We start from the raw sequence: 25538 nt of genomic DNA on the forward strand, positions 1-25538 counted from the left end.
GCGCTGGGCTCAGAGCCCCGGCCGCCTTACTGCCTTCACCGTCGCTGAGGCTCCTGCATGGACAGCTTCGAGCGCTGCGCGCGCCCGCACCTGGTATTGTCATGCAAGCGCCGCATCAGCGCAGCGCCCTCGCCTACTATCCCGCGCCTGAATGCCAGCACGCAGACCACGAAGAGAAAGCCGGTGACGATAGTGACCGACTCGCCGAGCGACCTGAACCAGTCGATATTTGTCAGCACCGATAGCCAATTGCCGAGACTGTCCAGTTTGTTCTGGAGCGCGACGATGAGCACCGCGCCGATGATCGGACCGTCGATCGTGCCGACCCCGCCGATCAGCGTCATCAGCAGCACGAGACCCGACGTACCCCAATGCACGTCCGTTAGTGTTTCAAAACCCAGCACTTCCGCCTGCAATGCGCCAGCAAGACCCGACAACGCAGCGGAAAGAACAAACGCGAGCAGCTTGTACCGGTCAACGTCATAACCCAGCGAGATGGCTCGCGGCTCGTTCTCTTTGACGGCCTTCAATACCTTGCCGAACGGCGAATGCACGATGCGAAAGATCAACGCGAAGGCGCCTGCCGTGAACGCCAACACCACGTAATAAAAAGTGGTGTCGTTCGACAGGCCAATCACGCCGAGCAAATGTCCGCGCGGCACACCCTGCATGCCCTCTTCACCACCGGTTGCAGGCGTATGCAGGCACGCGAAATACACCAGTTGGGCGAGTGCCAGCGTAATCATCGTGAAATAAATGCCCTGCCGGCGGATCGCCAGCACGCCCATTACAGCGCCAATCGCGGCCGCGCCGCCGACCGCCGCCAGCAGTGCCGCTTCGAGCGGCCAACCCATCGGGCCGAGCAGATAACCGAACACATAGCCAGCGACGCCGAAAAATGCAGCATGACCAAAAGACAGCAGGCCTGCAAATCCGAGCAACAGATTGAACGCGCACGCAAACAACGCGAAGCACAGCATTTTCATTAGCAGTACAGGATAAACGACCGCTGGCGCGGCCAACGCGATCGCCAGCATGATCGCGTACTTGAACTTCATATCCATTTCGCGCCTCTCCTAGTTTCTTTTTCCGAACAGGCCTGCAGGCCGGACAATCAGGACAATCGCCATGACGATGAAAACGACCACATCCGATAACGGGGGGTAGACAAGACGTGTCAGTCCCTCGATCACGCCCAGACCGAGTCCCGTCACGATGGCGCCAACGATCGAGCCCATCCCCCCGATAACGACGACCGCAAACACAATAACGATGAGGTTCGAGCCCATCAATGGAGAGACCTGTACCACCGGCGCCGCGAGTACACCGGAAAACGCTGCCAGCAATGCACCGAACCCATAGGTGAGCGTCACCATGCGTGGCACGTTGATGCCGAATGCCTCCACCAGCTTCGGGTTCTCCGTGCTCGCGCGCAGCCGGCCGCCCAGGCGCGTTTTCTCGATCAGGAACCAGCTGCCGAAGCAAACGAACAGGGATGCAGCGACAACCCATGCACGGTAGACCGGCAGGATCATGAAGCCGATATCGAATACGCCAGACAGTGACGGTGGAACTGCGTAGCGCTCTCCAGACACGCCGTAGGCCGACCGGAACAGCCCTTCCACCATGAGCGAGAGGCCGAACGTCAACAGCAACCCGTAAAGCGGATCGAGCTTGTAGAGCCGCCGTAACAGCACACGCTCCACGATCATCCCGAAAGCGGCCACTAATATTGGCGCGACGAACAACATCGTCCAATAGCCCACGCCCGCATAACTGAGGCCCATCCACGCCACGAACGCGCCCAGCATATACAACGCCCCGTGCGCAAAGTTGATCACATTCAACAGGCCGAAGATAACTGCAAGTCCCAACGCGAGTACTACGTAAAACGAGCCATTCACCAGCCCAAGGAGCAACTGGCTCAGAATCACCGGTAGCGACATGCCGAACATATTCGCCCTTTCATTTATACGCCGAGTAATGTGTGCAATGCGGACATCTTCGACAGAAGATCCGACGCATCGAACGACTCCACGATCTCCCCGTGTTCCATGACGTAGAACCGGTCGGTCAAAGGCGCCGCGAAGCGGAAGTTCTGCTCCACCAGCAAAATGGTGTAGCCGGCACGCTTGAGCGTGACGATCATTCGCGCGAGCGCTTGCACGATAACCGGCGCCAAACCCTCGGAAATCTCGTCCAGCAACAGCAGTCTCGCGCCGGTGCGAAGGATCCGCGCGACCGCTAGCATCTGCTGCTCGCCACCAGAAAGAAGCGTTCCCCGGCTCGCTCTTCTGTCCGCGAGGTTCGGGAACATTGCGTAGATTTCTTCAAGCGTCATGCCCGGATGGACCTTGGAAAGCGGCGGTGGCAGCATCAGGTTCTCCTCTGTCGACAGTCCCGAGAAGATGCCTCGTTCCTCTGGGCAATAGCCGACGCCCAGATGTGCAATGCTGTAGGTCGGAAGATTGATTGCCTCCGTGCCGTTGATCCGGACCGAACCCTCGCGAGCTCCCGTCAGCCCCATGATGGCCCGTAGCAGCGTGGTGCGGCCAGCGCCATTACGTCCAAGCAGCGCGACCACTTCACCCTGCTTCACCTGCATGCCGACGTTATGCAGGATGTGCGACTCTGCGTACCAGGCATCGAGGTTCGATACGTCGAGCGCATAGCCCGAAACGCGAGTCGCACCGCGTGACGCGGCCGAACGGACATCGATATCCAGCATCAGTGCACCCCCGCGAGCGTCTGCGGGCCGCTGCCCATATAAGCTTCAATCACGCGCTCGTCCGCGGAAACTTCCGCATACGTGCCTTCGGCCAGCACGCTGCCGCGCTGCAGCACCGAGATCCTGTCGCAAATACCCGCGACGACCGTGAGATTGTGTTCGACCATCAGGATCGTGCGGTCCGCAGAAATCTTTTTGACCAGCTCGGCAATCCGGTCGACGTCCTCGTGTCCCATTCCCTGGGTCGGCTCGTCCAGAAGCATCAGTTCCGGGTCCATGGCCAAGGTCGTCGCGATTTCGAGCGCACGCTTGCGGCCGTAAGGCAAATCAGCGGCGATATCGTGCGCGAATGCAACCAGATTCACAGAGGCAAGCAGGTCCATGGCGCGATCGTTCAGGCAAGCGATGCTGCGTTCGCTGCGCCAGAAATGAAACGACGTGCCGAGCTTGCGCTGCAAGCCAATGCGCACGTTGTCGAGAACCGACAGATGCGGGAAGACCGCGGAGATCTGAAACGAGCGAATGACCCCTTGTCGAGCGATCTGCGCGGGCGTGGCATCCGTGATGTCGCGCCCTTTGAATACAATCGCCCCGGCGCTCGGGGTGAGGAATTTGGACAGCAAATTGAAGAACGTCGTTTTGCCGGCGCCGTTCGGACCGATCAGGGCATGGATATGTCCGCGGCGGACTTTGACGCTGACATCATTCACGGCAGTAAATCCGTTGAAATGCCGGGTCAGGTTTCGCGTCTCGAGAATGACGTCGACCACTGGCTGCTCCAGTTGTTCGTTTATACCGTGAGGCGTCGGCGACGACGCCCCGTTGCGCTGCGCTGCGTTGCGTTGCGTTCGTACGCCGCCTGCGGTGAGCTGGCTATTGCGCCGGTGCGGTCGCGCGCTTGCCCGCTTCGGCCGCGCCTGCATACAGAATCTGCAGTTGCATATCGACAGCAGCGGCGTGGCGCGCCATCGCCTCCGGATGAAAGTCCGATTCCGGCGCCGGCGCGAGGACGAAATTACCGTGCCTGTCTTCGCCGCGCACCAACGTCGCACTGTCGGGCAAACCAGTGGTCTGGTAAGCGTGCGTGGGGATATAGCGGATCGCAAAGCCGACTCGCGGAAAGTCCGCTTTGTTAGGCTCGGAGCCGTGAAAGAGCCGCACATTGTGAATCGACGCTTCGCCCGGCTGCAGGATGACGTCCAGCACATCATCTTCGTTGACCTCAACAGCGATTTCCTGGCCACGGGTCAGGAAATTGTTTTCGTCGAAGGTATCGATATGCGGCACCTGCGTTTTGTGACTGCCGGGCACCACGCGCAGACAGCCGTTCTCGACCACACTGGGCGTCAGCGCAAGCCATACGGTTAGCACTTCATTGGTTGACATGCCGTAGTAGGTGGAGTCCTGATGCCAGGACACGAAGCGCGGATCGTGCGGCTTCTTGGCAAAGAACTGCGAGTTCCAGCACAGAATGTCCGGACCGAGAATATCTTCGACCGCGTCGAGGATTGTCGGATGGCGTACTAGCTCCGCAAGCCAGGTCACCAGCATGTGCGAGTTGTGCAACTGATTGTTGTTACGCGACATCTTCGCGCCATAGCGCTCCTGCAAATCCATGAAGCGCCCGAGAAGATCGTTCGCATCGGCCGGCGTCATAGCCTTCACCGGAAAATGCACCCCTTCTTCCTTATAACGGTCGATCTCCGTCTGGCTCAATAGTTTTGGCATATGTCCTCCTAATTAATGCAAACAGGTACCCATCCACGTCACTGACCGCGAAACGCCTTGTTCAGGTCGTCACCGCGGCCGCCTCCTCCACGACGCCGTCAGCCACGAAAGCGTCGATTTCGTCATCGGTATAGTTGTATTCGCGCAGCAGTTCACGCGTGTGTTCGCCGAGCAGCGGCGACGGACGAGTGATCTGCGTCGGGGTTTCGGAAAAGTGGACCGGGCAGCCCAGCGCTCGCGTCGGTCCGGCCTGCGGATGCACCAGGTCGACGACCATGTTGCGCGCCAGCGTCTGCGGATGCTCGAGCGCTTCCTCCACTGTATGCACGGGACCGACCGGCACACCTGCCTTATCGAAAGCCGCGATCCATTCGTCGCGGGTACGCGTGACGAGAACGCACGTCATCTCCGCAACCAGCACCTCGAGATTTTCCATTCGCGCCATATTGGTGGCGAACCGCGGATCGGCTCGCCATTGCGGACGCTCGAGCACATCGGCAATACGCTCCCAATTCGCCTGATTTGCCCCACCGATATTGATCCAGCCGTCGCTTGCGCGAAACGCCTGATACGGTGCGGTCAGAAGATGAGCCGAACCCGTCGGGCCGGCCGACTTGCCTGTGGCAAAGTAGATCGCCGCATGCCAGTACATTTGCTGGAGCGCCGCCTCGATCAGCGAGGTGTCGACGATCTGCCCCTGGCCGGTTTTCAGCTTGTGCGCGTAGGCGGCCGCGATACCGACGACACTGAGCACGCCGGCGTTAATATCCGCGATCGAATTACCGGTCTTCGCCGGCGGTCTGCCGGGCTCGCCAGTTACCGACATAAGGCCGGAGAAGCCTTGCGCCACCAGATCGAAACCGCCTTTGTCCCCGTATGGCCCATCCCGGCCATAGCCCGAGATCGCGCAATAGATCAGGCCGCTATTGATTTTGGACAGTACGTCATATCCAAGCCCAAACTTCTCGAGCGTGCCGCGCCGGTAGTTTTCGATCAGTACGTCAGTGTCGGCCACCATTCGCTTCAGGATCTCTTTGCCTTGCGCGTGCTTCAGGTTGACCGCCACGCCACGCTTGTTCCGGTTGAGCATCATGAAGGCCGCCGACACGCCGTTCACGCGCGGTTCGCCATAGCCACGCGAGTCGTCGCCACCAGGCAGCTTTTCGACCTTGATGACGTCAGCGCCCATATCCGCCAGCATCATTCCGCAGGTAGGCCCCGCCATGATCTGGGCCAGCTCTAACACCCGCATTCCGGCAAGCGGTCCGGCGTGTGAGGAATTCGTTGTCATGGTTTCCTTCGTTCCATTGGGGGTTATCTGCCGACGAAGTCGGGACGTTGCTTGGCGAGAAACGCCTGATAGCCGATGCGGAAGTCCTCCGTGTCGAAGCAGTCGAAGCATTCGTCGTATTCGGCGTCGGAGATGGCCACGGGCGCCGCCAGACGGCGCACGAATTTCTTGTGCCAGCGCGCGGCCAGGGGCGCCCCTTCGGCGACCCGCTGCGCCGTTGCCCATGCTTCCTCTGCGACCCGGTCGTCGGCGACCACGCGCGACACGAGTCGCTTTTCTTTTGCCTCGGCGGCGCCGAACACGCGGCCCTCCAGCAGGATTTCGAGTCCGACATCCGGACCCGTGAGGCGGATCATCGGCGCCATCTCCGTATACGCTTCGACCAACCCGAGGTTTTTTACCGGCGCGCCGAACCGGCTCGACTCCCCGCAGATGCGCATGTCGCATAGCGCGGCGAGCACCAGGCCGCCGCCAACGCACACGCCGTGAATCTGCGCGACGATCGGATGACGGCAGTTTTCTATCGCGGCGGCCGCTGCGTGAACCACACGGCCGTATTCAGCGGCACGGGCCTTGTCGCATCGATCGGTTTCAAACTCCGAGATATCGGCCCCGGCGCTGAACGCCTTTTCACCCGCGCCACGCACAATGATGCAGCGCAAAGAATCGTCGGACGACAATGCGGTAAAGGCCACGTCGATCGCTTTCCACATCGGCTTTGATACCGCGTTAAGCCTTTCGGGCCGGTTGAGCACGACCGTGGCCACCGCACCGCTGCGCTCGACCTTGATGAAATCAGACATACCTTCTCCTCTGAAGACGGATCACGGGGCAATGGACTGATTCGCCATCAGTTCATCGCTGCCACAGAATGCGTAGTCGTTAGACGACCGGACGGCCACCGTCGACCATCAACGTGCTTGCGGTTATATACGAAGCCTCGTCAGACGCCAGCCAAAGAATGGGATAGGCAACCTCACGCGGATCGGCCCAACGTCGCATCAGGCAACCGTCGATGTCAGCGGTACGCAAATCTTCAGCGGACTGCCCGTTGGCTTGCGCTTTTGCGACATGAAACGGCGTCAACGTGAAGCCAGGACATACGGCGTTGGCACGGATACCGTTAGGTGTCTCTTCGAACGCGAGCGTGCGCGTCAGGGCCAGGATCGCAGCCTTGGTAGCATCGTATTGGCCCATGCTGGGCCGGCCGGTCACCGCATACGTCGAAGAAATATTGATGATGCTGCCTTGCCGGGATGCGCGCATCGCCGGAATCACCGCCTTCGACATGAACGCATAACTCAGCAGGTTGACGCCGAGAATCTCCTGCCAGGATTGCGCCGATGCTTCCGCAAGTGGCGAGTAACTGCGGATCCCTGCGTTGTTTACAAGTACATCGATGCGCCCGAACCCGTCCAGTGTCTTTGCTGCGATATCCGCGGCCGATATCTCATTAGCGACGTCGGCAATCACGGTGAGAACGGTTGCGCCGGGAACGGTGTCGCGGATCCTCGCCGCCGCGTCATCCAGTGCCACTCCGTCGCGATCCACGAGTACGACTTTGCCGCCCTCTTCGCAGAAAACCGTTCCCGTCGCTGAGCCGATCCCGCCTGCGCCGCCGGTCACGATGGCGACCTTGTCTTTGATTCGATTGCCCACTGCCATTCACTCCAATGTCAGAAAAATCCCCGGTCAGCAATCGTCGCGCGTGACTGTTTGCGCGTCGATCCTGTAAAACCTGGCGGCGTTGCCGCAGAAGAACCGATCGAGATCGATCTCCGAAAAATCGCTGAGAATGGTCAGGAGTCCATCGACGATCGTTTCATAGGAAGCGCGCAATGTAGAAACCGGCCAGTTGCTACCGAACATACAACGCTCGATGCCGAAGATCTCAATCGCCTCCCGCACCACTTGCCGGTTCCCCTCGATACTCCACGGAGCAGCAGGCAAACCCAGTTCAGATACCTTCAGCCACACATTGGGATGGGCAGCGACCGCCTCCATGCCGCTGCGCCACGCGGCGAGCCCTTCCGGGCTGCGGTCCCATGGAAAACCCGTGTGGTTCAATACGATCGCCGTCGCTGGGAAGTCGCGCGCCACGGCCGCCGCCTCGTGCAGATGCCAGCACGGCACACGCAGGTCCCATGAAAGCCCGTACTTCTCCAGCAGCGCAAATCCCCGTAGCCATCGTTCATCCTGCATCGAGCCCGATCGCCCCGGCGACATCTCTTCACGGCTCGGCGCGCAGACCGGTTTCGAGCGAACGCCGCGGAACAATGACGATTCAAGATGAGCGAGCAACCGTTCTTCGCATTCGGGCCGATCGAACCAGACGTGACCGACGATGGCACTCGGTAAGCCCCTGGCGCGATTCAATTCGGTCAGCCAGCGCGTTTCCCCGACCTGATCGGTACGCTCGCGCTCCGCTTCGATATGCACGGTCCCGACGACCGTGAACTTTGCCGATGCGGCGCGGTAATCATCCGGCAGATAGTTGCGGGCGCGCAGTGACGAGTAGTCCGAAAGAAAGAAATGCGGATCGACCGCCGTCGACAGCCACGGATAGTGCGCGGACTCGAGATCCCAAAAGTGGTGATGGGCGTCTAGAATCCGCTGTTGACGCAAACGAATCATGTGGCGCTCTCCGATATTGAACGCGTGCTAGTTCGCGATACGAGCGTGGTCGCGCAGCTGGCTCACTTCCACAACGCGCACTTCGATTCGCCCTTGGAGATGAAGGCCTGATCGCCCGGAATCGTCTGAACCCACTTTTCGTAATCCCACGGATACTTGGACTCGGCCGGGGTTTTGACACGCATCAGATACATGTCGTGCACCATGCTGCCGTCGGGACGGATCACGCCATTGGTCGTGAAGAAGTCGTCGATCTTCGTTGCTCGCAGTTTCGCCATCACCTTGTCGGGATCGGTGCCCACCAGGCTGACCGCATTTAGATAGTTCGACACCGCCGACGCGTCTCCCGCCTGAAACATGCCGGGCATCTTTTTGACCGTGGCAAAGTAACGGCGCGCCCATTTGCGCGATGCGTCGCTCTGATCCCAGTACCATGCGTCGGTGAAATACATGTTCTGGGCGAGATCCAGTCCCAGCGAATTGATCTGACTGATCGGCATGACGATGCCCGCCAGCTTCATCGTCCTGTTGATCTGGAACTCGTGCGCACCCTTAATCGCGTTGACGAAATCCGTACCGGAATTGGCGAGGCCAAGAACTTCAGCCTTCGAAGCCTGTGCCTGCAAAAGAAACGACGAGAAGTCCGACGCCCCTAGCGGATGTCGGGCCTCGCCGATAACTTTTCCGCCATTGGCCTTGATGGTCGCCGCCGTTTCTTTTTCTAGCGAAATGCCGAATGCGAGGTCAGCCGTCAGAAAATACCAGGACTTGCCGCCTTGCTTGACGAGTGCCGCACCCGTGCCCCGCGCCACGGCCGCGGTGTCGAATACATACTGGATGGTGTACGGATTGCATTCCTCGTTGGTCAGCTGCATCGTGCCCGAACCGACGGAAATAAAGACTTTTTTCTTTTGAGCGGCAATGCCCGCCATCGCCAGCGTAGCCGAAGAGTTGGTTCCGCCCACCAACAAGTCGATGCCCTGGACGTCGAACCATTCGCGCGCTTTGCTGGCCGCGATATCAGCCTTGTTCTGGTGGTCTGCCACCAGCAGTTCGATCTTCTTTCCGCTGACGCTGCCACCCGCATCCGCGATCGCCATCTGGATCGCTTTGACGCCGCCGGGGCCATCGAGGTCCGCATAGTCGCCCGACAGGTCGGTAATAAAACCGATCTTGATGGTATTTCCCGCTGCGGATGCGTAACTCGAACAAGCAGCGGCCAGCAACGTGAAACTGGCAATAGCGAGCGCTTTTTTCGATTCTGTTTTCATTACTGCTGTCTCCATTAATTTTTTCGGTGCGTATCATTTATGTGCTGCTCGCATGCCGTCTGCCGGACCTCTTGATCGGGTCGGTCAGTTGTCCTTCCACTACTCGCCTACCTTAAAGATGCCTGACTCCGTTTCAATAGGTGCCTGCGACCAGGATGCTGGAATCGACAGCCTTCACATCGTCAAGACCGACAAAAGCCAGCGTGAGATCCAGATCCTGGCGGATGATTTCCAAGCAACGTGTGACGCCGCTTTCTCCTCGCGCGGCCAGTCCATAAAGAAACGATCGGCCGATATATCCCGCCTTCGCCCCCAGCGCAAGCGCTTTGAGCAAGTCCTGACCTGAGCGGATTCCGCCGTCGATATGAACCTCGGTCTCGCCCCCGACGGCATCGACGACGGCCGGCAACGCCGCTATGGTGGACGGGGCGTGGTCCATCTGCCGGCCCCCATGGTTCGACACGACAACGGCGTCCGCGCCGCTGTCGACCGCGAGTCGCGCATCCTCCGCGCACATGATTCCCTTGATGATCAATTTTCCGGGCCAGCGCCGCCTGATCCATTTTACGTCGTCCCAGGATAGCGTCGGATCGAATTGCTGGGACACCCACGACGACATCGACGTAATGTCCTTGACGTTCGCCGCATGCCCGACGATATTGCCAAACGTGCGGCGCTTCGTCCCCGCCATATCCAGACACCATCGCGGCTTTGACAACAGGCTCACAAGATTCGACACAGTCATTTTTGGCGGCACCGAAAGTCCGTTTCTGATCTCCTTCAGTCGCACGCCGTGAAACTGCAAATCGACGGTCACTACAAGCGCCGCACATTTTGCGGCCGCGGCGCGGTCGATCAGACGAACCATGAAGTGCCGGTCTCGCATAACATATAGCTGGAACCAGAACGGCGCGGAGGTATGTTCCGCAATGTCTTCGATCGAGCAGACGCTCATTGTCGATAGAACGAATGGGATACCGAACTTCTCGGCCGCTCTTGCACCTAATATTTCGCCGTCCGCCCTTTGCATGCCGGCAATGCCAGTGGGCGCGATCGCCAAGGGCATCGTCACTTCCTGGCCGGCCATTCGCGTCTTCAGATTGCGACGTTCGACGTTGACAGCAACGCGCTGCCTGAATTTCATGTGGCCGAAGTCCTCTGTATTGGCCCGATACGTCGACTCGGACCATGAGCCGGAATCGACGTATTCGTAGAACATCCGCGGCACCCTCTTCTCGGCGAGCACGCGCAAGTCTTCTATGGTGGCAATGACAGTCATGTTTTCAACCGTGGCGTGGTCAGCATGGCATCCCTACAGAACAGGTTGAAAACGAGTCTAGGGTTCGCCAATAGTCCGGTCAACGCACTATTTCTAACAGCGGGGAAAAGAAAACCTTTGGCCACTTGCCGCCCGCCGGCGCCATCGTTCTGGCCGGCGCCGGCGCAAGCGTTTGCGATGCCGCGTTTCGCGCTGGATTCGAGATGCGCGGGTGCCGCCCTTTGCTTGAGATAGTCTCAAGCGCATGCCAGACTCCCCGCGATGAACCGATTGCCCCCTCTCACAGCCGTATGTGCCTTCGAGGCAGTGGGGCGACGCCTGAGCATCACTGTCCGCGCAACTCGTTACCGTAACCGCTCACGCCCTAGAAAATCAGCCCCGCGCCCGAAAAGAGCGCCTGAGTATGTTTCGGATCGCTGAATCCCTGCTCCTCTTCCCATGGCTTGGTCACCCGTTCCTTCACGGCACTCGCATCGCAGTGGTTCGCTCGTCATGCTATTCGGGAGCTATCGGTTCTATCGGCTTGTCGCTACGCACGAGATCGAGCCCTTCGTCGCCCCCATGGAAATCGGCTTTGTCGGTCGATTCGCGAACGGCGCATACGCTTTTCTGGTTGCAGACCTCCCGATTTTCATGCCCTTCGTCCGCCGACTTCTTCCCAGGACATACCCCAGCCGCCGCAAATAAAATTAAATTTTCTTTGACCAATATAGAAAAATAATATTTCATATAGTCACTGCTCCCTAAAAAACCGCTGGAGACTGCTGTGTCACACAGATTTGCTGCCCGATACTTGATCGAAACCTCGCTCGACCCGCAGGATGCTGCCGCCGAGATGGCTGGCGAGTCGTCCACGGCCACGTTCGTTGCGATTCCTGGCGAACGTGCCTCGATTGCCGAAATGCACGGCGCACGCATCGATGAAATCGTAGACGTCGAAGCGCCGCTGGCGGGTTCCATCGCGCACCCGTCGGCGTCGTCGGTGCGCCGCTGCGAGGTCAAGCTGTCGTGGCCGCTGGAGAACACCGGCGCTTCGCTGCCGAACATGCTCGCCACGTTTGCCGGCAACATCTTCGACGTGCAGTCGGTCAATGCACTGCGGCTCATCGACGTCGAGTTGCCCTCGGTGCTCGCCGATACGTATCGGGGTCCGCAGTTCGGCGTGCAAGGTACGCGACGGATCACGCAGATCGAGGACATGCCCATCATCGGCACGATCGTGAAGCCGAGCGTCGGCCTGACGCCCGATGAGACGGCTTCGTTAGTGGGGCGGCTCGCCGATGGTGGGATCGACTTCATTAAGGATGACGAACTGATGGCGGATCCGCCGCACTGTCCGTTCGATCAGCGCGTCGACGCCGTGCTCGACACGCTGCGTCGCTACACGGAGCGCACTGGGCGCAAGGTCATGTACGCCTTCAACATCACGGGAGAAGTCGATCAAATGCTGCGTCGTCACGACAAGGTTCTGGCGGCCGGTGGCAACTGCGTGATGGTCAGCCTTAACTGGATCGGGGTGTCGGCACTGGCTCATTTGCGGCGGCACGCGCAGCTTCCGATTCATGGGCACCGCAACGGCTTCGGCACGATGAGCCGGGCGCCGGGCTTCGGCGTCGACTTTCGCGCATGGCACAAGCTTTTTCGGATCGCCGGTGCCGATCACATCCACGTGAACGGGCTGGACAACAAGTTTTATGAGCCGAACGAATCGGTGGTGCGCTCGGCGCGGGCCTGTGTTGCCCCGGTGTTCGCCGACTGCGGCCCTACGTGGCCCGTCATGCCGGTTTTCTCGTCGAAGCAAACAGTCTGGCAGGCGCTCGACACCTATCGCGCGATGAAATCGACGGATTTAATCTACGCATGCGGCGGCGGAATTCTCGGCCATCCCGACGGGATTGCATCAGGTGTGGAAAGTATCAAGGAGGCGTGGACCGCGGCGATTGAGGGCGTACCGCTCGAGGAGTATGCGCGCGCACGGCCCGCGCTCGCTCGGGCGCTTGGCGCTTTTGCAGCCTGAACCGCCATGCACGAAACGTCCATGTCGCCACGGCCTGGCGGTGCTCCGATCGCATTCTACGGTGACGATTTCACCGGAGCCGCGGGCAACCTGCTTGAATTTCATCGCAGAGGTTTGCGCGGCATCCTGTTTGTCCAGACACCGAGTCTGGAACGATTCAAGGAAGCCACCGCTAACCTGGATGTAGCAGGTGTGGCGGGTGTTGCGCGATCGTTGCCGCCGCACGCAATGGCTGCCGAAATCGAGCCGGCTTTACTGCTGTTCAAGGCGGCCGGCGCGCGAGTCATTCAATACAAGATTTGCGCGACCTTTGATTCGTCGCCAAAGCAGGGTAGCTTCGGCGCGGTCCTGGAACTGGCGCGGCGATGCCTCGGCGTTCAGAACGTTCCAATCGTCGCAGCGCATCCGGACTTCGGCCGATATACCGCGTTCGGTCATCACTTCGCGACTTATCGCGGCGAAGTTTTTCGCCTTGACCGCCATCCGAGCATGGCCGCGCATCCCGCTACGCCAATGCATGAGGCCGACCTGCGAGTCCACCTTGCGCAGCAAACCTCGTTGCCCATCGGCTTATGCGATTTCACCGAGCTGCGTTGCGCTCCGGTGGATCGGATTGTGGCGTTGGTCGACCAGCAGGATACGAGTGCGGTCACTGCGCTGGCGGCCACCGTGTTCGACGCGATCGAGCCTGCCGACCTGCGCAAAATAGCGCACGCCATCTGGTATGCCTCAGCGCGACGCCCTGTGTTTGCGATGGCATCGCATGGCCTCGCAGCAGGCCTCGCCGCGCACCTCGGCGATCAAGGTACAGAATCCGATGTCGGCGTGCCGCAACGCCCTGTAGATAGCATCGTGGTGCTGTCGGGAAGCTGCACGCCGCACACTGCCGCACAGATTGCCCATGCAAAATCGCAAGGGTGGCTGGTGCGGCGTCTCTCGCTCGCCGAACTCGCCGTACATGGCGAAAACCAACTCGCCGAATCGCTGGCGCTTGAGATTTGCAACGCGTTCGAGCGTAAGCAAAGCGTGGTGATCTACACAGCCTCCGGTCTCGACGACGCGAACATCGCAACTGGATCACATATATGCGAGCAGATGGGTGCGGAGTCCTCTGCGCTCATCGGCGGACTGTATGGAGCAGTGCTGCGGCGGGTGTCGGCGACGCTGCGTCTGCCGCGCTTCGTCGTGGCCGGCGGCGACACCTCCAGCCAGACGATGCGCCGGCTGGGCATCGACGCGCTCAGTGTCGATGCGATCAACCCGGCTTCCCAGGACGCATTCATGCGCATTCACGCCGCGAACGGAGCGCTGAACGGCGCACAAGTGCTCCTGAAAGCCGGTCAGAACGGCGACGACGATCATTTTGTGTTAGCCCGCGAGGGCCGGAATTGGCGCTGACCAACGAGTCCGGCCACGCTCTACGAGCCATCAAACCGGGTGTGTGCACCCGCCAACAGGAGACAGAGTAATGAAGCTCACGCAGGACCAGGTCAATCAATACAACGAAGCCGGTTTTCTGGTTTTGCCAGACGTCTTCTCAACCGATGAAGTCGACGTCCTGCGCCGCGAAGCCACCGATATCACTCAGGTGCAACGCCCCGAAATCTGGCGCGAGAAGAACGGGGCGCCGCGCACGGCATTCGGCTGTCACAAGTACAGCGACATTTTCCGTACGCTCTCCAGCGATGCGCGCCTCGTCGAGCCGGTTGAACAGCTGATTGGGGAACCGTTGTATATCCACCAGTTCAAGGTAAATCCGAAAGTCGCGTTCGACGGCGATACGTTCCCGTGGCATCAGGACTTCGTCACTTGGCATGAGGACGACGGCATGCCCGAGGCGCGTGCGATGAATATCGCGATCTTTCTCGACCATGTGTACCCGACCAATGGCGCGCTCATGTTTGTGCCAGCCAGTCATAAGCGCGGCATGGTGCCGACCACCCCGAAGGAAAACAACCGCCGCTGGATGGACCTGAAGGATGTGGAGAACGTGATTCGCTCCGGTAGCGATATTGAAGTCGCAACGGGTAACGCGGGAAGCGTTCTGATGTTCCATGGCAACGCCGTTCACGGCTCTGCGGGCAACATGACGCCGTTGCCACGCCGCATCGTGTATGTCACGTATAACGCTGTATCGAATGCCATTTGCAAGCCTACCCGGCCGGAATTTATCGCGCACCAGACGTTCGAGCCGGTGAGCGCCATGCCGCCCGAAGCGTTTGCCGAATACGTTAGCAGCCTTCACGGCTAACGTCGGCACGCGCCGGCTACATAAAACTGACAGGCGCGGTCAGCGCGCCCAGGAGACAACGATGGACCAGCACACAAAAAATCCGCTCGGCTCAAAACGCCGCATAGTGCTTAAAGCCAGCCTGGCGGCAGGCATCACGGCGGGCTTCGCCGCCATTCTGCCGCGCGGCGTCCGGGCGGCCGAGTTCAACTACAAGTTCGCCACGGCGCTCGACGCGGGGCATCCATTGAACAAGCGGGCAGGCGAAGCGCTAGAACGCATCCGGGCCGCCACGAATGGTCGCCTCGACATCAAGCTTTTCCCTGCCAATCAGCTCGGTTCCGATGCGGACACGCTTTCGCAGACACGCAGCGGCGCGGTCGAATTCATGACGCTCGGCCACGGCAATCTCGGCAACTATGTAAAGTCGTCGGGAATCGCAAGCACGGGCTTCGCCTTTACCAACTACGAGCAGGTCTGGAAGGCCATGGATGGCGCGCTCGGAATGAAGATTCGCGATGACGTCAACCGCACCGGAAAGATAGTCGCAATCGGCGGACTATGGGACAACGGCTTCCGGCAAGTCACTTCGTCGTTGCGTCCCGTGCGTTCGCCCGCTGACCTCGCCGGCCTGAAGCTTCGTGTGCCCCCTAATCCCGCCTACACGTCGCTCTTCACTGCTCTTGGCGCGGGTCCAACGCCGCTCAACTACAACGAGCTTTATAGTGCCTTGCAAACGCACGTGGTGGACGGTCAGGAAAATCCACTGGCGCTGATCAACTCCGGAAAGTTTTATGAAGTGCAGAAGTACTGCAGCCTGACCAACCACATCTGGGACGGCTTCTGGACTCTCGCCAACAAAGACGCGTGGAGCCGCTTGCCGCCCGACTTGCAAAAAATCGTCGAGACCGAATTCGCACGCTCCGTTCAGGATCAGCGAGCCGACATTGTCGCGCTGGGCAAAAGTCTGCAGGCGGACCTTTCGAACAAGGGTCTGCAATTCTCGGCGGTCGATCCTGCCGCCTTCCGCTCCGCACTTGGGAAGACACGTTTCTACGCAGATATGCGTCAGAAGTACGGCAATGACTACTGGGGGTTGCTGGAGCAAGCCGTGGGTAAGCTCGGCTGAGCGACACGCGTCTGCAAATTCAGGTACCCAAGTTCCAGGCCCAGGAGACTGATGATGAAGTCCCACATGACGCAAACCGCCCCCTTCCGGGCGCCCGCAGACAACATCGCGGCAAGGATCGAGGGCGCGCTCGTCTGGGCGGTCGAAGCGGCGGCCGCATTGCTCGTGTTGGCCGAGGTCGTGCTGCTGTTTAGTGGGGTTGTCTCGCGCTACGCGCTGCACCGTCCGCTGGATTGGTCGGACGAACTGGCGTCGCTGCTGTTCTTATGGCTCGCCATGCTCGGATCGGTGATTGCGTTCTGGCGTGGCCACCACATGCGAATGACAGCACTGGTCGACCGGGTCAGCGCCACGACCCGCGCTTTTTTCGATGTCCTCGCGATAGCTGCGTCGCTCGCCTTCTTGCTGCTGATTCTCGCGCCCGCGTTCGGCTATGCATATCACGAGGCTGATGTCTCCACGCCGGTGCTCGAACTTTCGTCCATGTGGCGGGCCGCAGCAATGCCCGCCGGCGCGGCGCTGATGACGTTGTCGGCACTATTGAAACTGGCGCGCGTGGCCAACTGGCGTGCGACGCTGGCCGCCGTGATGATGGTCGTGGCCATTGGCGTCGTACTGGCTGTCGCGCATCCGCTGCTTGCCCGGCTCGGCAACTACAACCTGGTGATTTTCTTCATCGGCATCGTTACGCTGACGGTGCTGGCGGGGGTTCCGATCGCCTTCGCGTTTGGTCTCGCGACCTTCAGCTATCTCGCGCTGACGACATCCGTGCCGCTTACTGTGGTCGTCAGCCGGATGGACGAGGGCATGTCCCACGTCATGTTGCTGGCCGTGCCGCTCTTCGTGTTTGTCGGTCAGTTGATGGAAATGACCGGCATCGCACGCGCAATGGTGGCATTCCTCGCCAACCTGCTTGGGCACGTACGCGGCGGCCTGTCATACGTACTAATCGGCGCGATGTATCTGCTGTCCGGCATTTCCGGTTCGAAGGCCGCGGACATGGCCGCGGTCGCACCGGTGCTGTTTCCTGAAATGCAGAAGCGCGGCTCCGACCCTGGCGATCTGACCGCGTTGCTCGCGGCAACGGGGGCGCAGACGGAGACCGTGCCGCCGGGTATCGTGCTGATTACTATCGGCTCGGTAACGGGCGTCTCGATTACCGCGCTCTTCACCGGCGGCTTGCTGCCGGCCGTGACCTTGGGGCTCGCGCTGTGCGTCGTGGTATGGTTTCGCAGCCGCAGAGAGCAGGTTCAAGCGGCGCGCCCAGCGTGGAGCGTGATTGGCCGGAGCCTCGTGATAGCGCTGCCCGCACTGCTACTGCCAGTTGTCATTCGCACGGCAGTCGTGGAGGGCGTGGCGACGGCAACAGAAGTATCGACAATCGGCGTGGTGTATGCGGTGGCCGTCGGGCTGGTGATTTACCGTCGGTTCGAATGGCGCAGACTTAAAGCAATGCTCGTAGACACGGCCGCGCTGTCAGGTTCGATTCTGTTTATCATCGGCACGGCGACAGGCATGGCATGGGCGCTGACGCAGTCAGGCTTCTCGCAGGACCTTGCCGACGTGATGTCGCATCTTCCTGGCGGCGCCGCGACTTTCATGGTCGTATCGGTCGCCGCGTTCATCGTGCTGGGCAGCGTACTGGAAGGCATCCCCGCTATAGTCCTGTTCGGTCCACTGCTGTTTCCCGTTGCGCGGACGCTCGGCATCAACGAGGTACAGTATGCGATGGTGGTAGTGCTGGCGATGGGTGTCGGTCTGTTTGCCCCGCCTTTCGGAGTGGGATACTACATGGCATGCGCAATCGGCCGCGTGGACCCTTCGCTCGCCATGCGCCGGATCTGGGGCTACCTCGCGGCACTGATTGTGGGGCTGGCATTGGTCGCCGCCGTGCCTTCGGTGTCAACGGCGTTTCTTTGAATCCGGCTTCACTACCGGTATAAATTCGATCCATGAACACTGCCAACGGAACCATCGCGCTCATACGCGGGCGCCTGCCGGAACTGAACCCGGCGCTGCGGCGGATCGGCCTGCATATCGTGCGCGCGCCTGCGCAGGCGAAGTCGATGACGATCCGCGAAATGGCCGAGAAGTGCGAAGTGTCGGAAGCGACGGTGACGCGCTTCGTGAAAGAGTTCAGCTTCGACAGTTTCCAGCAGATGAAGATATCGCTGGCCGAGGAATTGTCACGCCGCCGGCAGGAACTTCCCGCAAGCGAGACGCGTGAAATTTACGACCATATCAAGCCCGACGATTCGCTGGATATCGTCATGCGCAAGGTGCACGGCGCGCTACGCGAAACACTCGACCAGACCATGGCGAAGTTGCAGCCGGAGGTCGTCGCGCGCGTCGTGGAAGCTTTGAGTGCGTGCGAATACGTGGTCTTCTTTGCGACCGGCACTTCCGCGCTTGCTGCGGAAAATGGTGTGCTGCGATTCTTGCGAGTGGGCAAGAAGTGTATTTTCTACCGGGATCAGAGCATCCAGCAGTTCGCGTCCGTGAATCTCGACGACAAATGCGTCGTGTTCGGAATCAGTAACTCGGGACGCACGAAAACCACGGTGCGCGCGCTTCAGGTCGCGCGCGAACGAGGAGCGCTTACTGTCTGCATTACGTCCTTTCCGTCGTCACCGATAACACGCTACGCGGACATCTCGCTCATTACAGCCGAGCAGGCCGATGCAATCGAGCGCCCTGAAGCGCCCGAGTCCACGACCGCCAAGATCGGCCAGATCGCGGTGCTCGACGTGCTCTACTCCGCTTACGCGGTCCATCATCATCGCGACGCGCTACATGTGCTTGCCGAGACGGATCGCTTCGTCGAGGAAGGCAAGGTGTGAAGGGCTCCGGTGCAAATAGCGCGCGAATCGGCTAAGGCGTCAGACTGAACAAATTGAGAGCCGACGATGAGCAGGGTATTTGCGCTACAAGCTCGCTGGCGCACACGACGCTCCTACGCTGGGTACGGTGCTATGCGCCGGAGTTCCTTAGACGGTGCAAAGGCCAATTCAGCCTCGCGAAGCTCGACCTCAAACATACCGCTGCGCCCGCAGATTTGGAAGGCCGTGCTGTACGCTTGATGAGGAGCATGGACACAGATCGAACGCAGCTCACCTACGAAGGCCTGTCCGAGGCCGAGATCGACCAGCTTCAGGCCGCAAACCTCCGGTATCACTCTTTCTTGGGACACTGCGGCACGCTCGACGTGCAAGCCGAGTTGGATCGCACAGTCTATGGGCATCTGCGGACGCACTCGCCATCGGTTGAGGGCTACGTCTCCCACGAGGAGTCCCTCGAGTTCCTCATGGCGGTGACCGGTTTGCCGAGGGAGCTTTGTTGCGCATACCAAAACGAGTAGGAAAACGCAATTTCAGCAGTCGGAGATTGCAACGAAACGCGTGAACCGGTTCGCGGATTACGAGGGCTGGAAGATCGAGGCGTAACCGACTTTTTGGTGAATCAACGGCTCTTCGTCTCGGGCGTGGCCGTCTCGCGCGGTGAGGAGCGGTTCATCTTCACCGACCTCGGCAACCGCGTCTACCGCTCCCAAGCGTACGAACGCGGAATCGAATGGGCGAGGCAGTGGAAGGGCAACAACTACCGACCCGGTGCGCACAAGCCACTGCACGGATAGTCCCGGCGAACGCTCACGTACCGGCGAGCATCGTTCCGCGACATCGCCGGTGACCGCAGTGGCACGCATACTGCGCTCGCACCGCTGCCGAGGCGCGGCCCTCTGTCATAAGACCGTAGGCGATGAACAGCTCCTCGCCTCGCTGGATATCCGACACTGCATGGATGTAGACCCTTCCATCATCCTCGATGGCCTCACAGTTGGCGACGCAGGCATGGTTGAGCCAACGCGCGCTGTTGCCGCCGAGCGAACCATCAATGACCCGGCCATCAGAAAGTCCAAAGAGGAACGTATGGCGCTCCTTCCCAGACCGGCGATGGCGACTTATCGCGCGCTTCCAGCTAATAACGGTGCCTTTGTACTCAAGGATGAGCTCGCCGGCACATACGAGCCGCAGCGCAAAGACGCCGCGACCATGAACGCTCGAGCGGCGCACCGAAATTCTTTTCATTAATGATCCTTACGACAAATGTGGGAAGTTGAGTTACCGCTGGCGAGGACTGGAACGAACATAGCGCCTCCCGCCTGCAAGGCTCCGGGTTAGGCACTTGACAGCGATTCTCGCCTGGTAGAATCGTCCATCATCCCCAACGGAAATTCAAGACGATGGCACGGTACAAGGAACTGCTGGAGCAAAAGGAGCAGCTTGAAAACCGATCGCGCAGGCGGGTTTTGATAATCATATAGCCGACCTCACTCCGTTCGAATCGAACGGCCGGCGTACAGTCAGGGTGCGAACACCGACGTGACGCACAGGAGGCCGGCATGAATAAGTTTAGTGGAATCGACCTGCACTCGAACAACAGTGTGGTCGTCGTCAGCGATGACGCTGACCGGGTTGTCTACCAGCGACGGTTGCCGAACGATCCGGTGCAGATCCGGGCGGCGCTGGCGCCGCACCGCGAAGATCTGGTGGGCGTGGTCATCGAAGCAACGTATAACTGGTACTGGCTGGTGGATCAGTTGATGAACGATGGCTACCGGGTGCATCTGGCCAACCCCGCGGCAATCAGGCAGTACGAGGGACTGAAATACAGTGGTGACTTCACCGATGCCGCCCATCTCGCACAACTGCTGCGTCTGGGACTATTGCCTGAAGGCTACATTTATCCAGCAGAAGAACGTCCGGTGCGTGACCTCTCTCGCAAGCGAATCCAACTGGTGCAGTGTCGTACGGCCCAGATCCTCGCGATTGAGAATCTGTTCTCACGCCATACTGGTGGGCAGATGCAAGGTGAGCGGGTTAAGCGCCTGGATGAGATGCAGGTGAATGGATTCGGTTTTGCATCTGACGTGACGCTCGCGATGCAAGCCCATCTCGCGGTCATGCAAACCTTGCAGGAGGAAATCGGGATCATCGAGAAGCGACTCATGGAGCGGGTGAAACTGCGCCCGGATTACGCGTTGCTGAACACGGTGCCGGGCATTGGCCCGGTTCTCGCAACCACGATCATGCTGGAAACCGGGACCATCTCCCGTTTCACCAAGGTTGGCAATTTCAGTTCGTATTGCCGCTGCGTAGACAGCCGGCGTGAAAGCAACAGCAGGAAGAAAGGCGGGCAATACGAAGAACGGCAACAAATATCTGGCGTGGGCGTTTGTCGAGGCGGCCAACTTCGCGATCCGCTCGTGCCCGGAAGCCAGGCGCTTTTACGAGCGCAAGAAACGCACGCGAAACGGAATTGTGGCGATCAAGGCGCTGGCGCACAAACTGGCGCGCGCCTGCTATCACATGCTTCGGGAGCACAAGTCATTTGAGGTAACCCGCTGCTTTGACTAAAAGGTGGTGCAAGGGGAACGAGCCCAGTATTGCGACTGGTGGAAAGCCATGGTTTTGATTGGGCCTTCCCTTTGCCCCACCGACTGTTTGCGGATGACCGGGTCGCCCAGGCGATGAGCCACCATTGACTGGCGTTGCGCAAGCAACAGCCACGGTTCTGCGAAACCCATTGGACCTCGTCTGGCACCAACGTTTCTCTGGGGCGGCAATGGCCGCCAGGGCAGCCGTTAGTTACATCACGGCATGCTTGATCCCGATGGGTGTCTGGTGCGATCCGGTTCGCAACCAGTTTGGAGAAAACGGATGCGACTACGATCGGCAGACAGCATGGCAAGTTACAGAAAGAATTCCGCCCGATTGCAGTGGCGATAAAAATACCATCGCCACTGCAATCGGGCGGTGAGTAAATTTGTGCCTTGACTTCGCTCGGCTAATGGGTGTCGCAATAAGGAGGTGAGGTCAAGCATAGGCGATATCTTGAGTACTACTTATGCCGCCAACGCGTAGAACTGCTGGGCTGCAGACCGCGTGGTGCGTGACGACACGTCATCTGCCCTTTTTTAATCATGTGCATGACTTCGATGCCACCCAGTAAGATGCGAGCGCAGCGAAAATTCTTGAACCCCAGCATGGGACGAATACGGCGCTTGATAGCCCGATGGTCCTGCTCGACGGCGTTGTTCAGATACTTGGCCTGACGAATCTTGATTGACGTATCGCGGTCGGCGTTGATCGCATGCAGCCCTGCGAGATTGGCGCCGCTCTTGTCGATCGTCACCGTCTCCGGAACACCGTTTTGATCGATGGCCTTCTCGAAGTAACGCCGGGCGGCCACCTTGTCCCGCTTGGCTCGCAACAGAAAGTCAACCGTATCGCCCGCTTTATCAACGGCCCGGTACAAGTACTTCCATTCACCGTTGACCTTGACGTAGGTTTCGTCCATTCGCCAGCTTCTACCGACTGTGCGTTTGTGTCGCCGAAACGTCTTTTCCAGCGTCGGCAGAAGTTTGATGGCCCAGCGATGCACGGTCGAATGATCGACCGAAACGCCCCGCTCGGCCATCTTCTCTTCCAGATGACGCAGGCTCAGCGGATAGGCCACGTACCAGCGCACACAAGTCAATATCACATCCAGCGGATAGTGCAGCCGTTTGAGCACCTTGTTCATACCCGCATTCAAGCTCGTCATCGTAGATCAAGTCTTTCGTTTGCCCGGCGCCACGATAGCAGATCGTCTTAATGCGACAGAGCCTACATTCGCGTCAAGGGCGAATGGCGATATCTTTATCGAGCCGTTGACAAGGACGGCAACACCATCGACTTTCTGCTACGCGCCCATCGGGATAAGACTGCAGCCCGGCGTTACTTCGAGAAATCCATCGCCTGGAATGGCGCGCCCGATACAGTGAACATCGACAAAAGCGGTGCCAATCTCGCCGCGCTCGATGGGATCAATGCCGACCGCGAAACGCCCATCAGGATCCGCCAGTCGAAAATTCTTAATAACCTGGTTGAGCAGGACCACAGGGCGATCAAGCGGCGAACGCGACCCATGCTGGGGTTCAAGAGTTTTCGCTGTGCCCGGATCCTTCTGGCCGGAATCGAGTTGATGCACATGATCACGAAAGGGCAGATGAAGTGTGTTCGCGGAACCCATCCGTCGGCCGCTGATCAGTTCTACGACCTCGCAATATAAGTTGTACTTCGCATATCGATCTCGTTCGCCGTTCGGTTCTTATCGCGACAGAGCCAGCACAAGCGCCTCGGTCATGCGCTGCAGGTCGCGCAAGCCCTGCAGGCGCAGCGCGACCACCGCCGGATCTCGGGCTCGTCATCACGTACGAATCGCGGTGCGGCGGTACGCAAACCCAAACCCTCGCCCGGCACGAAGAAGCAACGCGCATTCACACGAGCCGACCTGAACCAGGCAATCGTGCAGATCGCGCAGCAGTCGAAGACGCCTTCAACACCTGGCAAACGGTCTGCACGCACTCGCTGAACGGACTGACACGCCCTGCCCGTTCACACGCGGTCCTTCAACGCTACGTGAGATTCAAACCGTTAAAGACAGAGACAACCCCAACGTCAAACCCAACCCCGGATACGACATTTCTACTTTGCTGTCGCTACGACATTTCAGAATGGCCTCGACATCGTATGTAACTCGACGCTCAGAACCCTGCGGCCAGCCCATCGCGACGGCTGTCGCTTGCAGCGACATAGCCGCGCTCAGGCTCGTTGCGATCGAGCTTCCAGATGAACTGGCCTGAACCGAAATCCATATACGGATCATTGATCGACTTGATCGTGTGGCCCAAGCCTTCGAGCGCGCGCGAGGTTTGCGGATTGAGCGTCGATTCGATATCGATCGAGAAATCGCGGTTGACCTTCCAGCGCGGCGCATCGCACGCCGCCTGCGGCTGCTGGCCGTAATCGAGCGTGCGCACTACGGTTTGCAGGTGCCCTTGCGGCTGCATGTCGCCGCCCATCACGCCGAAGCTCATGACCGCTTCCTGCTTGCCGTCCACCTGCTGCGTGAGGAACGCCGGGATGATCGTGTGGAACGGCCGCTTGCCGCCCTCGACCACGTTCGGCGACTTCGGGTCCATCGAGAAACCGCAGCCACGGTTTTGCAACGAAATGCCCATCTCAGGCACGACGCAGCCCGAGCCGAAGCCCATATAGTTCGACTGGATGAAGCTGACCATCATGCCGCGCTCGTCGGCCGCCGACAGGTAAATCGTACCGCCCGCCTTCGGCATGCCGAAGCTGAACTGCGTCGCGCGCTTCGGATCGATCAGCTTCGCACGCGATTTCAGATAGGCGTCGTCGAGCATTTGCGCAGGCGTCACTTCCATCGAGCGCGGATCGGCGACATAGCGGTACACATCCGCGAACGCGAGCTTCATCGCCTCGATCTGCAGATGCTGCGATTCGATGCCGTCGAGCTTCAGCGCGGCCACGTCGAACTGTTCGAGAATGCCGAGCGCGATCAGCGCGGCGATGCCCTGCCCGTTCGGCGGAATCTCGTGCACCGTGTAGCCGCGATAGTTCTTGCCGATCGGCTCGACCCAATCGGGCTGGTAGTTGCGCAGATCGTCGAGCGTCATTGCCGCGCCGCAATCGCGGGAAAACGCCGCGATGCCTTCGGCGATTTCGCCTTCGTAGAAAGCACGCGGACCGAGTTCGGCCAGCATGCGCAAGGTCTTTGCGTGGCCCGGCATCTTCACCAGTTCGCTGACTTCGGGCGCGCGGCCGCGCGGCATGAACGTATCGGCGTAGCCCGGCTGGTTCTTCAGTTCGGGCACGGCGGCAGCCCACTTGCGCGCGACGACGCTTGCCACGGCATGGCCGCGCTCGGCGATCTCGATGGCCGGCTCCATCAGATCGGCGAACGGCAGCGAGCCGAACTTGCGATGCAGCGCTTCCCAGCCCGCAATGGCGCCGGGCACCGTCACCGTGTCCCAGCCGCGCACGGGCTGCACGGCGAGGCCGTTGTTTTCGCCGTATTTGCGCCTGAAGTAATCGACGTTCCATGCAGCGGGCGCGACGCCCGATGCGTTCAACCCGTGCAGCTTGTTGCCGTCCCACACGAGCGCGAACGCGTCGCTGCCGAGTCCATTCGACACCGGCTCGACGACAGTGATGGCCGCCGCCGCCGCGATGGCCGCATCGATCGCATTGCCGCCTTTCCACAGCATCCGCAAGCCGGCCTGCGCGGCGAGAGGCTGCGACGTCGACACGATGTTGCGCGCGAACACGGGCATGCGCAGCGTCGGATAAGGGTTCTGCCAGTTGAAGCTTGTCATGTTGTCAC

22 protein-coding genes and 2 pseudogenes are annotated in these 25538 nt (G+C 59.9%); 9 read left to right on the plus strand and 15 right to left on the minus strand.

Going from position 1 to position 25538, the window contains the following annotated elements; translation table 11 throughout:
* Positions 1 to 35 precede the first annotated feature (35 nt).
* From RW095_RS04170 to RW095_RS04225, 12 genes are all read right to left on the minus strand, one after another.
* Complete coding sequence (locus tag RW095_RS04170; protein ID WP_128585693.1) at positions 36 to 1064, minus strand: branched-chain amino acid ABC transporter permease; 1029 nt, start codon at positions 1062 to 1064, stop codon at positions 36 to 38.
* A gap of 12 nt (positions 1065 to 1076) precedes the next feature.
* Positions 1077 to 1955: a branched-chain amino acid ABC transporter permease gene (locus tag RW095_RS04175; RefSeq protein WP_317016557.1), complete on the minus strand. Its 879-nt coding sequence runs from the start codon at positions 1953 to 1955 to the stop codon at positions 1077 to 1079.
* A 14-nt stretch (positions 1956 to 1969) separates the two neighbouring features.
* On the minus strand, positions 1970 to 2728 hold the full coding sequence (locus RW095_RS04180; protein ID WP_317016559.1) for an ABC transporter ATP-binding protein: 759 nt from the start codon (positions 2726 to 2728) through the stop codon (positions 1970 to 1972).
* The gene (locus RW095_RS04185; protein ID WP_128593965.1) at positions 2728 to 3498 is read right to left on the minus strand and encodes an ABC transporter ATP-binding protein; all 771 of its coding nucleotides are present in this window, start codon (positions 3496 to 3498) and stop codon (positions 2728 to 2730) included. Before RW095_RS04185 ends, RW095_RS04180 begins: the two co-directional genes overlap by 1 nt.
* Before the next feature lie 103 nt (positions 3499 to 3601).
* Positions 3602 to 4456 (minus strand): phytanoyl-CoA dioxygenase family protein, encoded by an 855-nt coding sequence (locus tag RW095_RS04190; RefSeq protein ID WP_128585696.1) that lies wholly within the window; start codon positions 4454 to 4456, stop codon positions 3602 to 3604.
* A 61-nt stretch (positions 4457 to 4517) separates the two neighbouring features.
* On the minus strand, positions 4518 to 5747 hold the full coding sequence (locus RW095_RS04195; protein ID WP_317016562.1) for a CaiB/BaiF CoA transferase family protein: 1230 nt from the start codon (positions 5745 to 5747) through the stop codon (positions 4518 to 4520).
* A gap of 23 nt (positions 5748 to 5770) precedes the next feature.
* Positions 5771 to 6550: an enoyl-CoA hydratase/isomerase family protein gene (locus RW095_RS04200; RefSeq protein ID WP_317016563.1), complete on the minus strand. Its 780-nt coding sequence runs from the start codon at positions 6548 to 6550 to the stop codon at positions 5771 to 5773.
* 79 nt (positions 6551 to 6629) lie between these two features.
* Positions 6630 to 7406 (minus strand): SDR family NAD(P)-dependent oxidoreductase, encoded by a 777-nt coding sequence (locus RW095_RS04205; protein WP_317016565.1) that lies wholly within the window; start codon positions 7404 to 7406, stop codon positions 6630 to 6632.
* 33 nt (positions 7407 to 7439) lie between these two features.
* Complete coding sequence (locus RW095_RS04210; RefSeq protein WP_317016566.1) at positions 7440 to 8381, minus strand: amidohydrolase family protein; 942 nt, start codon at positions 8379 to 8381, stop codon at positions 7440 to 7442.
* A gap of 62 nt (positions 8382 to 8443) precedes the next feature.
* Positions 8444 to 9652 (minus strand): ABC transporter substrate-binding protein, encoded by a 1209-nt coding sequence (locus RW095_RS04215; protein WP_317016568.1) that lies wholly within the window; start codon positions 9650 to 9652, stop codon positions 8444 to 8446.
* 133 nt (positions 9653 to 9785) lie between these two features.
* Positions 9786 to 10931: an alpha-hydroxy acid oxidase gene (locus RW095_RS04220; RefSeq protein ID WP_317016569.1), complete on the minus strand. Its 1146-nt coding sequence runs from the start codon at positions 10929 to 10931 to the stop codon at positions 9786 to 9788.
* A 495-nt stretch (positions 10932 to 11426) separates the two neighbouring features.
* Positions 11427 to 11660, minus strand: a complete 234-nt coding sequence (locus RW095_RS04225) for a hypothetical protein (RefSeq protein ID WP_317016570.1) — start codon at positions 11658 to 11660, stop codon at positions 11427 to 11429.
* 37 nt (positions 11661 to 11697) lie between these two features.
* On the opposite strand from RW095_RS04225, the gene RW095_RS04230 reads away from it, so the two are divergent.
* From RW095_RS04230 to RW095_RS04260, 7 genes are all read left to right on the plus strand, one after another.
* Positions 11698 to 12948 (plus strand): ribulose-bisphosphate carboxylase large subunit family protein, encoded by a 1251-nt coding sequence (locus RW095_RS04230; RefSeq protein WP_317016571.1) that lies wholly within the window; start codon positions 11698 to 11700, stop codon positions 12946 to 12948.
* Positions 12949 to 12969: 21 nt separating this feature from the next.
* Complete coding sequence (locus RW095_RS04235) at positions 12970 to 14346, plus strand: four-carbon acid sugar kinase family protein (RefSeq protein ID WP_317016573.1); 1377 nt, start codon at positions 12970 to 12972, stop codon at positions 14344 to 14346.
* A gap of 70 nt (positions 14347 to 14416) precedes the next feature.
* Positions 14417 to 15199, plus strand: coding sequence for a phytanoyl-CoA dioxygenase family protein (locus RW095_RS04240; RefSeq protein ID WP_317016574.1), 783 nt, complete (start codon positions 14417 to 14419; stop codon positions 15197 to 15199).
* 61 nt (positions 15200 to 15260) lie between these two features.
* Positions 15261 to 16307 (plus strand): TRAP transporter substrate-binding protein, encoded by a 1047-nt coding sequence (locus tag RW095_RS04245; protein ID WP_317016575.1) that lies wholly within the window; start codon positions 15261 to 15263, stop codon positions 16305 to 16307.
* 51 nt (positions 16308 to 16358) lie between these two features.
* Positions 16359 to 18227, plus strand: a complete 1869-nt coding sequence (locus RW095_RS04250) for a TRAP transporter large permease (RefSeq protein ID WP_394365047.1) — start codon at positions 16359 to 16361, stop codon at positions 18225 to 18227.
* A gap of 32 nt (positions 18228 to 18259) precedes the next feature.
* Positions 18260 to 19147 (plus strand): MurR/RpiR family transcriptional regulator, encoded by an 888-nt coding sequence (locus tag RW095_RS04255; protein WP_317016576.1) that lies wholly within the window; start codon positions 18260 to 18262, stop codon positions 19145 to 19147.
* A gap of 614 nt (positions 19148 to 19761) precedes the next feature.
* Positions 19762 to 19941, plus strand: coding sequence for a hypothetical protein (locus RW095_RS04260; protein WP_317016577.1), 180 nt, complete (start codon positions 19762 to 19764; stop codon positions 19939 to 19941).
* Positions 19942 to 19954: 13 nt separating this feature from the next.
* On the opposite strand, the gene RW095_RS04265 is transcribed toward RW095_RS04260, so the two are convergent.
* Complete coding sequence (locus tag RW095_RS04265) at positions 19955 to 20392, minus strand: SET domain-containing protein (protein ID WP_317016578.1); 438 nt, start codon at positions 20390 to 20392, stop codon at positions 19955 to 19957.
* Positions 20393 to 20706: 314 nt separating this feature from the next.
* Between RW095_RS04265 and RW095_RS04270 the strand changes: the two are divergent.
* Positions 20707 to 21721 (plus strand): annotated as a pseudogene (locus RW095_RS04270) (IS110 family transposase).
* A 488-nt stretch (positions 21722 to 22209) separates the two neighbouring features.
* Here the strand turns inward: RW095_RS04270 and RW095_RS04275 are convergent.
* Positions 22210 to 22889, minus strand: a protein-coding gene (locus RW095_RS04275) for an IS6 family transposase (RefSeq protein ID WP_394365048.1) whose coding sequence is annotated in 2 segments (ribosomal slippage) — positions 22210 to 22265 and positions 22265 to 22889 — 681 coding nt in all. Because the reading frame shifts where the segments join, the coding sequence is not laid out codon by codon here.
* A gap of 75 nt (positions 22890 to 22964) precedes the next feature.
* Between RW095_RS04275 and RW095_RS04280 the strand changes: the two are divergent.
* Positions 22965 to 23417: pseudogene (locus tag RW095_RS04280) on the plus strand (IS6 family transposase); the annotation flags it as partial.
* Between the two features lie 475 nt (positions 23418 to 23892).
* On the opposite strand, the gene RW095_RS04285 reads toward RW095_RS04280, so the two are convergent.
* On the minus strand, positions 23893 to 25530 hold the full coding sequence (locus RW095_RS04285) for a gamma-glutamyltransferase family protein (protein ID WP_317016583.1): 1638 nt from the start codon (positions 25528 to 25530) through the stop codon (positions 23893 to 23895).
* Positions 25531 to 25538: the final 8 nt, after the last annotated feature.

The organism is Paraburkholderia kirstenboschensis (genome assembly GCF_032806925.1).
Taxonomy (GTDB): domain Bacteria; phylum Pseudomonadota; class Gammaproteobacteria; order Burkholderiales; family Burkholderiaceae; genus Paraburkholderia; species Paraburkholderia kirstenboschensis.

What these genes read in the sequence shown, in the direction of transcription:
- RW095_RS04255 (WP_317016576.1), top strand. Translation starts at nt 18,260, where the DNA reads ATGAACACTGCCAACGGAACCATCGCGCTCATACGCGGGCGCCTGCCG.
- RW095_RS04250 (WP_394365047.1), top strand. Translation starts at nt 16,359, where the DNA reads ATGATGAAGTCCCACATGACGCAAACCGCCCCCTTCCGGGCGCCCGCA.
- RW095_RS04220 (WP_317016569.1), bottom strand. Translation starts at nt 10,931, where the DNA reads ATGACTGTCATTGCCACCATAGAAGACTTGCGCGTGCTCGCCGAGAAG.
- RW095_RS04175 (WP_317016557.1), bottom strand. Translation starts at nt 1,955, where the DNA reads ATGTTCGGCATGTCGCTACCGGTGATTCTGAGCCAGTTGCTCCTTGGG.
- RW095_RS04265 (WP_317016578.1), bottom strand. Translation starts at nt 20,392, where the DNA reads ATGAAAAGAATTTCGGTGCGCCGCTCGAGCGTTCATGGTCGCGGCGTC.
- RW095_RS04180 (WP_317016559.1), bottom strand. Translation starts at nt 2,728, where the DNA reads ATGCTGGATATCGATGTCCGTTCGGCCGCGTCACGCGGTGCGACTCGC.
- RW095_RS04195 (WP_317016562.1), bottom strand. Translation starts at nt 5,747, where the DNA reads ATGACAACGAATTCCTCACACGCCGGACCGCTTGCCGGAATGCGGGTG.
- RW095_RS04285 (WP_317016583.1), bottom strand. Translation starts at nt 25,530, where the DNA reads ATGACAAGCTTCAACTGGCAGAACCCTTATCCGACGCTGCGCATGCCC.
- RW095_RS04225 (WP_317016570.1), bottom strand. Translation starts at nt 11,660, where the DNA reads ATGAAATATTATTTTTCTATATTGGTCAAAGAAAATTTAATTTTATTT.
- RW095_RS04210 (WP_317016566.1), bottom strand. Translation starts at nt 8,381, where the DNA reads ATGATTCGTTTGCGTCAACAGCGGATTCTAGACGCCCATCACCACTTT.
- RW095_RS04235 (WP_317016573.1), top strand. Translation starts at nt 12,970, where the DNA reads ATGTCGCCACGGCCTGGCGGTGCTCCGATCGCATTCTACGGTGACGAT.
- RW095_RS04190 (WP_128585696.1), bottom strand. Translation starts at nt 4,456, where the DNA reads ATGCCAAAACTATTGAGCCAGACGGAGATCGACCGTTATAAGGAAGAA.
- RW095_RS04200 (WP_317016563.1), bottom strand. Translation starts at nt 6,550, where the DNA reads ATGTCTGATTTCATCAAGGTCGAGCGCAGCGGTGCGGTGGCCACGGTC.
- RW095_RS04170 (WP_128585693.1), bottom strand. Translation starts at nt 1,064, where the DNA reads ATGGATATGAAGTTCAAGTACGCGATCATGCTGGCGATCGCGTTGGCC.
- RW095_RS04215 (WP_317016568.1), bottom strand. Translation starts at nt 9,652, where the DNA reads ATGAAAACAGAATCGAAAAAAGCGCTCGCTATTGCCAGTTTCACGTTG.
- RW095_RS04240 (WP_317016574.1), top strand. Translation starts at nt 14,417, where the DNA reads ATGAAGCTCACGCAGGACCAGGTCAATCAATACAACGAAGCCGGTTTT.
- RW095_RS04245 (WP_317016575.1), top strand. Translation starts at nt 15,261, where the DNA reads ATGGACCAGCACACAAAAAATCCGCTCGGCTCAAAACGCCGCATAGTG.